Here is a 14,859-nt window from a genome sequence, read left to right on the forward strand (position 1 = left end):
AGTAACCATTACGTTTAACTAATTACTACTAATAATGAAAAAAACAAGTTTATTAGGTGCATCTTTGATAGCGCTTTTAATGTTCTCTTGTCAAAAAGAGAACTCACAAGAGGATACTTCCATAGTTTCAAAAGTGGAGCAGGAGAATTGGCAAACAGCAAAGCTGGATGCAAAATTCGCCGATTCTCAAAAGGAAGTTACAGCATATTTATTTCCAACAGCTCTAATTTCTAAATTGGTAGAAACACCAAATGTAGAATTTGTTCAATTTGTACTAGGTTATAGTAATAATACTTTACAAATTAAAGTTGTAGGAGTTAATAAAGCTGGAAAAGAATTTGCAAGCGTTGATTCTAAAATTCTTAAAGAAACTTCTGGCACCGATAAATTTTCGGCATTAGCGACGTCAAATAAGAAAACAGATAAAGGAACAGCACTTTTAAATGAGCATTTATTATTTCCTAAAGACGCGATCGATGGTATTACTGCGTGGCAGGAAAAACTGAATACAGTTTCTGATTTAGATGACGTGCTATCTTATAAGGGTGCCCGTTTTAATCATTATAGTATCGAAGCTGCTATTATTGTTGATATGCTTAAAAATAAAAACACAGCAAATATTGGTTTGTTTTTAGGACTTAATCCTATTGGAAAAGTAACTACTATTTTGATAGGTTTAGATCAAAACAATTCAATAAAGAAAGTGTCTTCAACAGGTAAAGATGGTGATAATGGTGATGTATATGATGGGACGCGTCCTTCTCCTCCTTATTGATTAATTTGATATTTTAAGATTTACCACAATTAATAAATCTCTATTCCAAGTGATGAAATGTCTAAATTGGTAGAAACACCAAATGTAGAATTCGTTCAGTTTGTTTTAGGTTACCGTGATAATACTTTGCAAATTAAAGTTATTGGAGTTGACAGGTCAGGAAAAGAATTTGCAAGTGTTGATTCTGAAATTCTTAAAGAAACTTCTACTGCGGATAAATTTTCTGCACTAAGAATGTCAAATAATAAAACAAATAAAGGAACAGCCCTGCTAAATGCACACTTAATTTCGCCTGACATTGCGCTTAATGGTATTAATGAATGGCAAAGGAAATTGAAGACTGTGACTGATCTGGATGAAGTGCTTTCTTATGAAGGTGCTCGTTTTAAACATTATAGTCTGGAAGCTGCTGTTATTACAGATATGCTAAAAAACAAAAATACAGCAAATATTGGTTTGTTTTTAGGACTTAATCCAATAGGAAAAGTAACCACTATTTTGATTGGATTAGACAAAAATAATGCAATTAAAAAAGGATTGTCTTCAACAGGTAAAACCGCAGATAGTCAGGAAGTTTATGATGCTACTCGTCCTTGTCCGCCTAACGGTGACCCGGCTGCTTCTGAATAACATATAGTTTTGTAAATCAAAATCAATAAAGATCTCTATCAAAATATATGTTTTGGTAGAGATTTGTTTATTGTAGATGTTTTTAACAAGACTAATTCCAATATACTTGATTGGTGAATAATAAATTAAAAAACAAAGCTTCAGGTTTATAAGATTCCAAAGACAATTCTGGAATTCGAAATCATAAAAACGGCTATATTTTAGCAGCAATCCTTTTTTATTAACGGGACTTCTTTAGGTACTGTTTTCTATTTCTCGAGAAAAAGTACTGAAAATCAAAAAAGGTCTGGCTATGAAGAATATTGATGGCCACATTTCGTTTTTAAACCAAGCAATCAAAATAAACTCTGAAGTTGGTAAAGAAATAGTCATAATTTTTAGTTTTTAACTTATAATCGAATAATAAATAGTTTTTTGACACAATATAATACGGTATTACGTATTTTTTTGGTTCATATTTTGTAATTTCGGCAGACCAAACGACCAAAAACAAAAAAAATGAGTGCCGCTATTAAAATTGCTTTAGTCGATGACGAAGTTTTATTCCGTAAAGGGATTTCTTTTTTGTTGCAAAGAGAAGATAATATCGAAATCGTTTTTGAAGCATCAAACGGAGAAGATCTTATTTCTCAACTACAAGAGATCGAAACAAAACCGGATATAATTGTAATGGATTTAAAAATGCCGGTATTAAATGGCGTTGAAGCGACAAAGATAATTAGGAAATTATTTCCCGATATTAAAATAATTGCTTTGACAAGTTATGATACCAAATCATTTATTGCCAATATGATTCAGGTTGGAGCTGTCGCCTATTTGATAAAGAATACAACACCCAAAGATTTAATACGAACTATTAATGAGGTTCATAGAAAAGGTTTTCATTATAATGAAAACGTTTTAAAAACAATCCAGGAAACAATAGTTTCTTCTAAAAATACAAAAGGCAATTTAGAAACGAGTTTTCTTTCGCCCCGCGAAATAGAAATCCTGCAGCTTATCTGTCAGCAAAAAACAACTTCTGAAATTGCAGATCATCTTTACTTAAGTCCAAGAACAGTCGAAGGACATCGCAATAATTTATTACTTAAAACTGAATCTCGAAACATAGCTGGTTTAGTCGTTTATGCAATTCAAAACGAAATAGCAGATCTCACACTTTAATTTTAACTGGCTAGAAATTGAATTGATAAAACATAGTATAAAACAATTGTCACTACTAGTAAACATAGACCTATTTTCTGCATCACATTTAATCCCTTAGGGTGGTTATTACTATCATTAAACTTCATTGTTCTGGTTTTTTCATTGATTAGTTTGATGATTCGGGATAGCAAATTTAGTTAGAAAAAGTTTTGCTAGTCCACGTGTTTTTACCTGTTTTTGTAACTTAATATAACTATCATTTATTTGATTTTGTATTTAACGTTTACGTCCACTATAAAACTGGATATCTATTGTGTTTTTTGGCGCTTCCTTTATATCTTTACTAAAATAATTTTCTAATGAATAAGAGTTTAGTTTATATATTCATATTTCTATTTTCATTTACGGCAAAAGCTTCGTTTATCTTATTACCGATGGACGAAACAACTCAGCAAAACCATCTAAAAGCATACGGAATTACCTATTGGTGTTTAAGTAAAGATTATAAAGCAAGTTGGCTGCTCAATTATAGAGGAGGATCATTTCTATTACCCGATGTTGCCGAAATTAGAAAAGAATGTCAGATACGCGGTGTTAGTTTTGAGATTCTTTCAGATAGTGAGGAGGCTTCAATTTTAGAAGAAATCTCTAGTCCATCACAAAATATGGAATCTGTTATTCTCGAAAAAGCACCAAAAATTGCCGTTTATACTCCCAAAGGAAAACAACCTTGGGATGATGCTGTAACCTTAGTATTGACTTATGCCGAAATTCCTTTCACACCAATTTATGACGAAGAAGTATTAAGCGATCAGTTATTACTTTATGATTGGCTACACTTGCATCATGAAGATTTTACCGGACAATATGGTAAGTTTTATGCCGCTTACAAAAATACACCCTGGTATATCGATCAAAAAAAGGATGCCGAAGCTCTGGCAACGAAACTTGGTTATGCCAAAGTATCACAGGAAAAAAGTGCCGTTGCAAAAAAAATTAGAGATTTTGTTATTGGAGGAGGTTTTATGTTTGCCATGTGTTCCGCAACAGACAGTTTTGATATTGCCTTAGCTGCTGATGGAGTTGATATTTGCGAAGCTATGTTTGATGGTGACGCAAGTGATTCAAATTATCAGTCAAAATTAAATTATTCAAATTCGTTTGCTTTTAAAGATTTTGTCTTAGAAAGAAGACCGGAAGTTTATGAATTCTCAGATATTGACATGACTACAAAGCGAAGAATTCCTGTTGAAAAAGATTATTTTACCTTAATGGAATTTTCAGCGAAATGGGATCCAATCCCAAGTATGTTATGTCAGAATCACACGCAATTAGTGAAAGGATTTATGGGACAAACAACATCATTTGATACAGCATTAATAAAATCAAATGTTTTGGTTATGGGGACTTGCGAGCTAAATGGTGAATCGAGATATATTCATGGTGAAAAAGGAAAAGGAATGTTTACTTTTTTTGGTGGCCATGATCCTGAAGATTTTCAACATCAGGTTGGAGATCCGCCAACAGTTTTAGATTTGCATCCAAATTCTCCAGGTTACAGATTAATTCTTAACAATGTTTTGTTTCCGGCTGCAAGAAAGAAAAAGCAAAAAACATAATTTAATTCAAAGAAAATTCAAACCATATTGGAATGTGATCTGATATTTTTCGGGCTTCCTTTAAGGAAGTGAATTTTTTATGAAATGAAATGATACCTGAATTAATATATTTTACAGACTGAGCCTTATAGAATATATTGTCAAATTCAGAAGCTAAACAAGTATCGGCATTACATTTCTGTTTTAATGTGGTTTTTTGATTTTGTAAAATAGGGTTATATCCCATATTTTTTAACGGATTAAAAACAGTATGGGATTGAGGGCAATTAAAATCTCCAAGAAAAACTAAATTTAAGTTTGGATATTCCGCAGGTAAGAATTTAAAATACTTAATTTCTGTTTCTGGTTGTTTACTTTTAGTAATAGCATGAAAACTGACCAATGTTATTGTTCTTTTATCAATTTCGAAAGTAGCAAAGTAAGGTTCCCGATCAATTTCTAAATTATATTTTTTCTCCAGCCATGTATTTCCTTTCAGCTTTATTTTAGAAGTTTTCCAGATAAAAGCATAACGTTCTCGTTTATAACTGCTGCTGCTTGTTGGATCACTAATGCTATAATCCCATTTCGCCCCTTTTTCGTTTAGAATTCCTGTGAGTTTTGCAATTGCCTGAGCGCCACCATAACCGGCAACGACTTCCTGAATTGCAATAATGTCATAATTGTTAATAGTATTGGCTATAAAATTTAATTCAGATTCGGATTTTGATTTACCAAAGTTTTCTAAATTCCAGGAAAGAATTTTAGTTTGTGAAAAAGAGAATAAGTAAAAAAATAAAAGAATAAAGCTAAGAGTGTTTTTCATGCAGAATTTTAAAAAATCAAATATAAGCATTTCAAAATTTGACGATAAGTTCTTTTATTCTAATATTTGAATTCTTGTGTTTTAAAAAAGTAAAATTAAAATAGCCTTATTCTTTTTTATATCTGTTTTTTAAAGCGGTACTAATAATTATAATCTGTAAAACAAGAAGGGCCGGAATAAATATAATCTTCCAATCTACTTCAATCCATCCCGTTTTTTCTGAAATGAAAGCAAAACTCATTGAAAGTAAAAGACAAAGAAGCATGGTTTTCATAATGATTTTGTTTTTGGTTGTATTAATTTTTGAGACAAAATTAATTCTATATCTAGGTTTCATCGGTTAGTTAATAGATTCATTACAAATCTATGGCTATAAAAAAGCATTTCCTTACGTGATTCCGTAAAAAACAAGAAAATTTAAACTAAACCAAAATCTTTAGCAATTGCGATTAAATGAACATTATTATTGGCTTTAAAATAAATTTTAAGCTTATTAATTCTTTTTTCGATACTACTTGTCCCATTTGGAGTTATACAAGTAGCTTTAAATTCGTTTGAGATATGTTCTAAAATGTATCCTTGTGACAAAAGTTGTAGAATTGATATGTCGTATGATTCAATTTCGATCAGAGCTTTATCGTTAAAACTAAAAGATAAATCAGAAGAAAGGATTTTTTCTTCGTTTCTAAAAGTTCCTTCAATTGCTTTTCTCAGCTCTTCCATACTATTTCTGCCTTTAGAAACGTAAGCATTAATACCAAAGTCGTTAAAAAGAGATTTTATTCGATAAGATTTATCTTCAATCGAGAAAACTATTTTTTTTAATTGAGGCTGAACATCGTTTATAGCTTTTATTAAATCTTCACCATTATTGAGTTGAGTCTTTCTATGATCTGTCTTAAAAGACAAATCGCTTATAACTAAATCGTATGGTTCGTTTTCTACTAATGCTTTTTTTACTTTTAATAAGCCATCGTCACAATACTTCACATGGTGAATTGTTGGGATATTAAGGTCTTCAAGTACTTGTATCACTGCTATACTAATACTATCTAAATCTTCGGCAACTAAAACTTTTTTGAACATATTATATTTTGTTTAAAGGGGTAAAGTGAAACTTAATTTAAAACCTTTTTCATAATCGAGGTCAAAAATAACAGTTCCATTTATAGTTTTAATACGGTTTTCCACATTTTGTAATCCATTTTTTAAAATTAAATCATTTTTACTGATTCCAGTGCCGTTATCATTGTAAGTAACGACTATATTTTTTTCTTTTATTTTGAAGGTAATGCTCACTAATGTTGCCTGACTATGTTTCTTCATGTTTAAAAACAGTTCTTGTAAAACACGATATAAGATGATCTTCTTGTTTTTTTCGACCTTATCCCAAAAAACACCATCAAAACCATTTAGTAAAATATTAATTTTTGGAGTCTTAAACTCGGCAATCATTTCTTTTAGTGCAGAAACATAATTATTATCAGTTGTTATTTTGCTATTTTCCTTCGAGATGTTTCTGGTTCGTAAATATATATTCTCTAAATTGTTTAGAAGATGTTCTTTGTTTTCGATTAACTTTAAATCTCTGTTTTCTGCAAAAGCCATTGTTTGGTAAACATCATTGGCGAGTTCGTCATTTAATTTTTTAGATATTCGAAGCTCACTTTTAAAAACTGCCTCATCTTTTTCTTTTTTCCCTTTTCCTTTAAAATGAAAATATTGAAATCCAACCAATCCCAGAATGAATACAATTATGATGTACGCAATGATAATTCGTTCTTTTTGCCTTTCTAGTTGAAGTTTGTTTTCAGCCTTTTGGGTTTTAAGTTTTAGATTTTCTTCTTTGTCTTTTTTTGAATTATATTGAATATTAGTAAATTGGTTTTTTGCAGTTTGCCTCGCAATAGTAATACTGTCAACAAGTTTTAAGTAGGATAAAGTGTGTTGTTTTAATTCATGACCTTCGCTATGTTTAATCAATAATCCTAATGTTTCGATCTTATCAATTGCATTATCTATTTTTAAGGCATGAACATAAGCCTTTTTGGCATATTCCCGGGATAAATGTGGGTTGGTCTTTTCAAAAAAGATCGAGAGATATTTATAGGTAGTAATCAATCCTTCTTGAGTTTCTGGTTTTAATCGAATCTTTAATGCTTCGTAAAAATAGTTTAATGCTTTTTTTGAATTTCCCAGTTTATAGTGACAAAATCCTAAATTGTTTATTACGAAAGAATAATTATTGTGATTAATTGCATCATATTTTGAAATGTTTTTTTGTGACGCCAGTATATTAAATATATCCATAGCGTCTTTATATTTCTTTTCATCCATATATATAGCGGCTAAATTATTTAACGTGATATATTTTCTCCAGGCACTACTCTTTAAAGCTAATGCTTTTTTAAGGTATAAAATAGCATTACTATTATCATAGTTGTTTGCGTAATTATTGCCTAATATATTGTATATGATCCATGAATATCTTGGGTTTTTGATATATTTTAAATAAGGCAATGCTTCGGTAGCATTTGCTTCACAGGCAATATAATTTCCTTGCTCTAACTGAAGCTCAGCAATACAAGATAATGCATAGACATAATCTATAGTGTTTATTTTAGGGTCACATAGTTTTTTAGCTTTGTTGAAAAAGTATATGGCGCTATCTTTTTTGTTTGTATCAAAATAGATATCTGCAATATCTGTAAGTCTTTTTATTTCTATGGTATGATTCTTTTTTCTAAGTTTTAGCGGGTTTTCATTTTTATAAGATTGAAACAATAACAGCGAACCTCCTAATAATAGAAATTGTATTATTAAGAGATATTTTAAAATGGTTTTGTTAGGAATAAGATTAAATTGTTTTTCCATGACTAAATAGGGAATTTAAAAAAAACTTTAAACCCTTTATCTGGAGCAGAATCAATATCAATTATACCTTTGATTGCTATAATCCTGTTTTCAACGTTATGCAGTCCATTTTTAAAATTTATTGTATTAAGGTCAATACCTTTTCCGTTATCGGTGTAAATCACAATTATATCGTTATCTGTTTTTTTAAAAGTAATACCAACTAAAGTAGCATTGCTGTATTTCTTCATATTTACAAGTAATTCTTGCAATACTCTATAAACAGTTACTTTTTTATTTTTTTCGATTTCATTCCAGGGTATAGCTTCAATTCCATTTAAGACTAGATTAATATTGGAAGTATTAAAACCGGAAATCATTTCTTCTAAATAGAAAGTGTATTTTTCTGAAGTTATATTAAGATTATTTTCCGTAGAAATATCTCTTGTTCTTGAGTATATAATATCCAGATTATTCAGTAATTGCTCTTTGTTTTCGGGTAAGGAGAGGTTTTTGCTTTCGGCAAAAACCATAGTATGATATATATCATTAGCAAGTTCATCATGTAATTTTTTTGCGATGCGCGTTTCACTTTTGTATGTTGCTTCAATTTTTTCCCGATTGCCTCTGGAAGTCAAATAGAAATAAAGCACTATAATTAAGCTAATGCTTAATACGATAATGATATAAGAGATAATGTTTCTGTTTTTTTGTCTTTCTAATTGTAATTCATTTTCTACCTTATGCGTCTTCAGTTTTAAATTTTCATCTTTTTCTTTTTTAGAGTCATATTTAATTCTTGCAAATTGATTTTTTGCTTTTTGTCTTATTTCAAAAACGCTATCGGTTAGATTCACATAAATTATAGCGTATTTTTTTAGTTCTTTATTGGAGCTATTTGTGATTATTAATTTTAATAAAGAGAGTCTTTCATCAACATTATTTATACAAGTAAATTTCTCATAGCTGAAAAGCATATATTTTTTTGCTAAAGAAGGATTGCTTTTTTCGTAGAATTTTGCAAAATGCATGTAACTTTTTCCTAAATCAAAGGGTTTGTTCCTCGTTGTTCTTAATTGTAGACTTTTGTTAAAATACTCAAGGGCTCTTGTGGGATTATTTGTTTTGAAATAGCAAAAGCCAATATTGTCTAAAGCTTTACCTTGGAATAGATAATCATTTACTACTTCTTTTTTTGTTATTAATGAAAGAAAAATTTGAAGTGATTCCTTATATTTTCCTTCTTCCATAAATATAACCGCAATATTATTTTTTGCAGCAAGCTTGCGCCATTCTTCTGTTGCTACTTTTAAAGCTTTTTGATTGTACAATAATGCATTTTTATAGTCGTAGGTATTTAAGTAGTTAATGCTTTGAATAATATAAGAATTCCATATTTGAGGAGCCTTTTTTACATATTTCAAATACGGAAGAGCTTCACTTATCGTAGTTTCGCTTCCGGCATAATCTCCATGAACTTGCTGGATCTCTGCCATACGGTTTAATGTACTCACATAATTGTCTGCATCAGTTATTGGATTGCAAATAAATTTTGCCTTATTATAATAGTAAAAAGCACTATCTAATTTATCATTATTGTAAAATAAATAATCTGCAATAGAAATTAGTTTTTTAACTTCGGCTTTTGTGTTTTTAGATTTTGATATTTTGCAATCCTTTCTTTGACAGGAGAAAAAAAATAGAAACGAAAAAAGTATAAAGAGGAGTGTGCGCAATCTCTGTGGTATCATGCGCCAAAAATAAAGATTTTTAGTTTTTAAAAAAGAGTATAAATACGGTATTTTGTGAGTTTGTCTTTTTTTTTCGTGTCTTGCGCTCGTTTAGATGTATATACAAGAAAAACCCTTGTGATGGAGGGTTTTCTTGTGAATTTAGCTATAGGTCATGTGTCATATTAGACCGCTCTCATTCCTGTAGTTATTGCCAATCTGTTCCACGAATTAATAGTGATAATCAAAAGAATGATTTCGGCAAGGTATTTTTCATCAAATAGATTTGCAGCATTTTGATAAACTTCATCAGAAACATGATTACTGATTAGAGTAACTTGTTCAGTCAAAGCTAAGATTGCTTTTTCTTCCTCAGTGTAAACATCCGCTTCACGCCATGCATTTAGCAAATAGATTTTTTGCTCAGTTATACCATGTTTTCTGCCGTCAATAGTATGCATGTTGATACAATAAGCACAGCCATTTATTTGTGAGGCACGAATTTTAATTAATTCTTTATGTACAGGTGTTAAGGAAGTAGTTGAAATGTATTTTTCTAAATTCATTAACGCTTGATAAGCTTCTGGAGCAACTGTTGGGATAACGATTCTTGATTTCATTTTTCTTATTTTTTAATGTTTGATACAAAGGTCAGGTATATCCACATTAAAAAACTTGAAGTACTTCAAGAAATACGATTTATATCTTTCCTGCTCTAATTTTACTCATGAATTCAGCAGAAAAATCGAGATAGGAGGCAAGCATGTATTGGGGAACACGTTGTACAAATTCAGGATTCATATCATTAAAATGATGATATCTTTCTTCTGCCGACATCGTAAACAGAAATTTAATGCGCATCTGAGCAGCACCAAAGGATTTTTGAGAAACGATTCGAAAGTAGCGCTCTAGTTTCGGAATCTGAATTAAAAGAGATTCCAGAATAGGTTTTTCTATAGCAATGACTTCGCAGTTCTCAATAGCCTGAATATAAAAATGGGAAGGAGTATGATTATGATAACTTAAATAATCAGTAATCCACCAGTTTTCAATCCCAAACTGAAGAGTTTGTTCACTTCCTTTAGAATTGATTATGTATTGTCGCATACACCCTTTGATAATAAAATACATTGTATTACAAACCTGGCCTTCCTGCAGTACAAGTGTCTTCTTTTTGATTGTAGATAAACCTAAGCACGATTTAAGAATATCGATCTCCGAAGGTTCGAGAATTATAAATTTTTCTATATGTTGAAAAAGAGATGTAAACATTTGAAGATACTAGATTATATACAAATGTACCTTTTATATTCAATTTGTAAAAGTTGGAATTTTAGAAATATCTATAAAGCAAAAAACCATTCGCGTTAACGAATGGTTTTTCTATGATAAGTAAGTAATCTAAATTGAGTTTATAAAACGTTTATTTTACTTTATTAAGTATTGCTTTGAAAGCTTCAGGGTGATTCATCGCTAAATCTGCAAGAACTTTACGGTTCAATTCGATTCCGTTAGCTTTTACTTTTCCCATGAATTGAGAATAAGAGATTCCTTCCAATCTAGCTCCAGCGTTGATACGTTGAATCCATAAAGCACGGAAATTTCTTTTGTTTTGTTTTCTATCGCGGTAAGCGTAGCACATTGCTTTCTCTACTGCATTCTTAGCAACTGTCCAAACGTTTTTACGTCTACCAAAGAAACCTTTGGCTTGCTTCATTATTTTTTTTCTTCTTGCTCTTTTGGCAACTGAATTTACTGCTCTTGGCATAATTTTAATGTGTTTTTGTAGCAGGCGTCCTGAATTAAATCAAAGGAACTTAAAAGCCATACTCCAAGGTTATATAAATAATTTTTAACCTAAAGAATTATTAGATAATTCTTAATTGTTGTTTGATGCTTTTCATATCTGTTTTGTGAACTAACGCTGAGTGTGTCAAAGCTAATTTACGTTTTTTAGATTTTTTAGTCAAGATGTGACTTTTAAAAGCATGCTTTCTTTTAATCTTTCCAGAACCAGTAACTTTGAAACGTTTCTTGGCGCTAGATTTTGTTTTCATTTTAGGCATTTTTCCTAGTGTTTTAATTTATTCTTACTTACTTATTTCTTTGTTTCAAGTTTACAGTTTCAGGTTCTAAAACTGAATACTGAAACTGTAAACTGAACACTATTTCTTTTTCTTCGGAGCAATGAACATAATCATTCTCTTTCCTTCTAAAACGGGCATTGCCTCAACTTTACCATGTTCTTCCAGATCTGTAGCCAAACGTAGTAATAAAATCTGTCCTTGATCTTTATAGATGATAGAACGTCCTTTAAAGAAAACGAATGCTTTTAGTTTAGCACCTTCTTTCAGGAACTTCTCTGCATTCTTTCTTTTAAACTCATAATCATGCTCATCTGTCTGAGGACCAAAACGAATTTCTTTTACTACAACTTGCGTAGACTTAGCTTTTAAAACCTTATCACGTTTCTTTTGTTCGTAAACAAATTTCTTGTAATCCATGATTTTACAAACTGGCGGTTCAGCGTTTGGCGAAATCTCAACCAAATCCAATTCAAATTGATCCGCTAATCGTAAAGCTTCAGCAAGCTTAAATACACCAGGTTCGATGTTCTCGCCAACTAATCTTACTTCTTGTACACCACGAATAAGGTTATTTATTCTGTGGGCATCCTTTTTTTCTACTCGAGGTTGGTAACCTCTGTTGCTTCTTATTGCTATGACTTTATAATTTAAGTTAAACTGTAAAAACTTTTAATGTCTTTTTTATTTCTTCGTTTACAATAGCGACAAATTCATCAATTGTAACTGTAATATTCCCTTTTCCTTCTTGACCGTGACGACGGATTGAAATCGTTCCGTTTTTCTCCTCTTCCTCACCTACGATAAGCATAAACGGTATTTTCTGCATTTCAGCATCTCTAATTTTCTTACCAATAGTCTCGCTTCGGTTGTCAATTAGGGCGCGAATTTCGTGATTTTCTAGCAAATCTAAAACTTTTTTAGCATATATTTCGTATTTCTCGCTCAAAGACAAGATTATAGCCTGTTCCGGTATAAGCCAAAGTGGGAAATTTCCTGCAGTGTGCTCAAGTAAAATTGCTATAAAGCGTTCCATTGATCCAAAAGGAGCTCTGTGAATCATAACAGGGCGATGTAATTCATTATCAGCACCTTTATATGTTAATTCAAAACGTTCAGGAAGGTTATAATCCACTTGAATAGTTCCTAATTGCCATTGTCTGCCCAAAGCATCTTTAACCATAAAGTCAAGCTTCGGACCATAAAAAGCAGCCTCGCCATATTCTACTACAGTATTTAGTCCTTTATCAGCCGCAGCATTGATAATTGCATTTTCAGCTTTCTCCCAATTTTCATCAGAACCAATGTATTTATCTCTGTTTTCTTTATCTCTTAACGAAATTTGAGCCGTAAAGTTTTCAAAACCTAATGAACCAAATACATAAAGTACCAGGTCAATAACTTTTTTAAACTCTTCGTCTAATTGCTCCGGAGTACAAAAAATATGTGCATCATCCTGAGTAAATCCTCTTACGCGAGTTAAACCATGCAATTCACCAGACTGCTCATATCTATATACAGTACCAAATTCAGCGTAACGCTTCGGTAAATCTTTATAAGACCAAGGTCTTACATTATAGATCTCACAGTGGTGAGGACAGTTCATTGGTTTCAATAAAAACTCTTCACCTTCGGCTGGAGTGCTGATTGGTTGAAAACTATCAGCACCATATTTTGCATAGTGACCAGAAGTTACATACAGTTCTTTCTGACCAATATGTGGAGTAACCACTTGTTCGTATCCGGCTTTCTTCTGAGCTTTCTTTAAAAATTGTTCTAAACGATCTCTAAGCGCAGCGCCTTTAGGTAACCATAAAGGTAAACCAGCACCAACTTTTTGAGAGAAAGCAAATAATTCAAGTTCCTTTCCTAATTTACGGTGATCGCGACGTTTTGCTTCCTCAAGAAGTTCAAGATACTCAGTCAAATCTTTCTGTTTAGGAAAAGAAGTTCCGTAAACACGAGTCAACTGTTTGTTTTTCTCATCACCTCTCCAGTAAGCACCCGCTACACTCATGATTTTAAAAGCCTTGATGATTCCGGTATTCGGAATATGTCCACCACGGCATAAATCAGTAAAAGTAGCATGGTCACAAAAAGTAATAGTTCCGTCTTCAAGATTTGAGATTAACTCAGTCTTGTAAACGTTATCTTTGTACATTTCTAAAGCATCAGCTTTGCTAACCGGACGCATTTTAAATTCATGCTTACCTCTTGAAATCTCAAGAACACGATCTTCGATCTTTTTAAAATCAGCATCAGTGATTTTTTGGTCTTCAAAATCAACATCATAATAGAAACCGTTAGAAATCGCAGGTCCAAGAGTTAGTTTAATTCCAGGATATAATTCCTCAAGCGCTTGCGCCATGACGTGCGAAGTCGAATGCCAAAAAGCTTTTTTACCTTCTGCATCGTTCCAAGTATATAAAATAAGACTACCGTCGGTCGTCAATGGAGTTTCGGTTTCAATTGTTGTACCATTAAAAGATGCCGAAATCACGTTTCTTGCAAATCCTTCACTAATGCTCTTAGCAACCTCCATCGGAGTTACGCCCGAAGCAAACTCTCTAATTGACCCGTCGGGTAAAGTAATCTTAATCATTGTTTATAATTTTGTGAATGCAAATATAAGGCATTACAAAAATACATACAATACATATATTCATGTTTATACTATAATATATAGGAAGAATTTATATCAGGATAATGCAGGTAACTATTATCCTTTATATATAAGGAGAAAATCGTGCCATATAGGCAGGAGCGCTTCTTTATCCAGTCCAACAGATTTTCAAAGTCTGCCGGGTTATTTTTTATACCTATATATAAGGAGTGTTTTTCAGCCGCCAAACCCAACAGATTTTGAAAGCCTGTCGGGTTTACTATATAGGTATGATTTGGGATTTGGGATTTCAGACATGGAATTTGAATAAGATCAGGAGCTATTTCCCGCTATCCACTACAATCTTTTGCTTTTTAAAGGAAAAAGCAAAAGGATTTTCGTTACTATCGGGGCTAGGGCAGCAGTTTCCAGAAGAATTTCCGGGATAAAATCACCGCAAAACCAAAACTCTGCGCCTTCGCTCCCGTCCCGAAGTTTCGGGATCGGGATTGCGCGATTAACCAAAACACCAGCAAAATGAGTCTTTGCGTCTTAGTGCCTTAGCGGCAACCCCCCGTAAAACAAGCAAAACCCCAAAAGCAACAAAAAACTTTC

The 14,859-nt window shown here is 31.8% G+C and carries 16 protein-coding genes; 4 read left to right on the forward strand and 12 right to left on the reverse strand.

All coding sequences use genetic code 11. The features are described from left to right. Positions 1-34 precede the first annotated feature (34 nt). A complete protein-coding gene (locus EAH81_RS18205) occupies positions 35-775 on the forward strand; it encodes a hypothetical protein (RefSeq protein WP_140509758.1) in 741 nt (246 codons plus the stop codon). A 57-nt stretch (positions 776-832) separates the two neighbouring features. Continuing rightward, positions 833-1,405, forward strand: coding sequence for a hypothetical protein (locus EAH81_RS18210; protein WP_140509760.1), 573 nt, complete (start codon positions 833-835; stop codon positions 1,403-1,405). Positions 1,406-1,639: 234 nt separating this feature from the next. Here EAH81_RS18210 and EAH81_RS27495 read toward each other — a convergent pair whose 3' ends face one another. Next, positions 1,640-1,777, reverse strand: a complete 138-nt coding sequence (locus EAH81_RS27495) for a hypothetical protein (protein WP_161595828.1) — start codon at positions 1,775-1,777, stop codon at positions 1,640-1,642. 126 nt (positions 1,778-1,903) lie between these two features. Here EAH81_RS27495 and EAH81_RS18215 point away from each other — a divergent pair, with 126 nt between their 5' ends. Next, positions 1,904-2,569, forward strand: coding sequence for a response regulator transcription factor (locus EAH81_RS18215; RefSeq protein WP_140509762.1), 666 nt, complete (start codon positions 1,904-1,906; stop codon positions 2,567-2,569). Between the two features lie 341 nt (positions 2,570-2,910). Beyond that, a complete protein-coding gene (locus EAH81_RS18220; RefSeq protein WP_140509764.1) occupies positions 2,911-4,170 on the forward strand; it encodes an asparagine synthetase B in 1,260 nt (419 codons plus the stop codon). A gap of 1 nt (position 4,171) precedes the next feature. Here the strand turns inward: EAH81_RS18220 and EAH81_RS18225 are convergent, their stop codons facing one another. The 11 genes from EAH81_RS18225 to thrS form a co-directional block, all read right to left on the reverse strand. Beyond that, positions 4,172-4,975 (reverse strand): endonuclease/exonuclease/phosphatase family protein, encoded by an 804-nt coding sequence (locus tag EAH81_RS18225; protein ID WP_140509766.1) that lies wholly within the window; start codon positions 4,973-4,975, stop codon positions 4,172-4,174. A 106-nt stretch (positions 4,976-5,081) separates the two neighbouring features. Continuing rightward, positions 5,082-5,249, reverse strand: a complete 168-nt coding sequence (locus EAH81_RS27500) for a hypothetical protein (protein WP_158283865.1) — start codon at positions 5,247-5,249, stop codon at positions 5,082-5,084. A gap of 143 nt (positions 5,250-5,392) precedes the next feature. After that, positions 5,393-6,061 carry a response regulator transcription factor gene (locus tag EAH81_RS18230; protein WP_140509768.1) on the reverse strand — a complete coding sequence of 223 codons (669 nt, stop codon included), beginning with the start codon at positions 6,059-6,061 and terminating at the stop codon, positions 5,393-5,395. A gap of 12 nt (positions 6,062-6,073) precedes the next feature. Further along, entirely contained in the window at positions 6,074-7,849 is a 1,776-nt protein-coding gene (locus tag EAH81_RS18235) for a tetratricopeptide repeat-containing sensor histidine kinase (protein WP_140509770.1), read from the reverse strand. 2 nt (positions 7,850-7,851) lie between these two features. After that, entirely contained in the window at positions 7,852-9,159 is a 1,308-nt protein-coding gene (locus tag EAH81_RS18240; protein ID WP_241676590.1) for a sensor histidine kinase, read from the reverse strand. 584 nt (positions 9,160-9,743) lie between these two features. Then, positions 9,744-10,178: a carboxymuconolactone decarboxylase family protein gene (locus tag EAH81_RS18245; RefSeq protein ID WP_140509775.1), complete on the reverse strand. Its 435-nt coding sequence runs from the start codon at positions 10,176-10,178 to the stop codon at positions 9,744-9,746. A gap of 79 nt (positions 10,179-10,257) precedes the next feature. After that, positions 10,258-10,830, reverse strand: a complete 573-nt coding sequence (locus tag EAH81_RS18250) for a Crp/Fnr family transcriptional regulator (protein WP_140509777.1) — start codon at positions 10,828-10,830, stop codon at positions 10,258-10,260. A gap of 151 nt (positions 10,831-10,981) precedes the next feature. Continuing rightward, positions 10,982-11,326 (reverse strand): 50S ribosomal protein L20, encoded by a 345-nt coding sequence (rplT, locus tag EAH81_RS18255; RefSeq protein ID WP_056246768.1) that lies wholly within the window; start codon positions 11,324-11,326, stop codon positions 10,982-10,984. Positions 11,327-11,426: 100 nt separating this feature from the next. Beyond that, complete coding sequence (rpmI, locus tag EAH81_RS18260) at positions 11,427-11,624, reverse strand: 50S ribosomal protein L35 (RefSeq protein ID WP_022827375.1); 198 nt, start codon at positions 11,622-11,624, stop codon at positions 11,427-11,429. 99 nt (positions 11,625-11,723) lie between these two features. Beyond that, positions 11,724-12,275, reverse strand: coding sequence for a translation initiation factor IF-3 (gene infC / locus EAH81_RS18265; protein ID WP_081491471.1), 552 nt, complete (start codon positions 12,273-12,275; stop codon positions 11,724-11,726). Positions 12,276-12,297: 22 nt separating this feature from the next. Then, positions 12,298-14,244 carry a threonine--tRNA ligase gene (gene thrS, locus EAH81_RS18270; protein ID WP_140509779.1) on the reverse strand — a complete coding sequence of 649 codons (1,947 nt, stop codon included), beginning with the start codon at positions 14,242-14,244 and terminating at the stop codon, positions 12,298-12,300. Between the last annotated feature and the right edge of the window lie 615 nt (positions 14,245-14,859).

The organism is Flavobacterium pectinovorum (assembly GCF_006438875.1).
GTDB classification, from domain to species: domain Bacteria; phylum Bacteroidota; class Bacteroidia; order Flavobacteriales; family Flavobacteriaceae; genus Flavobacterium; species Flavobacterium pectinovorum_A.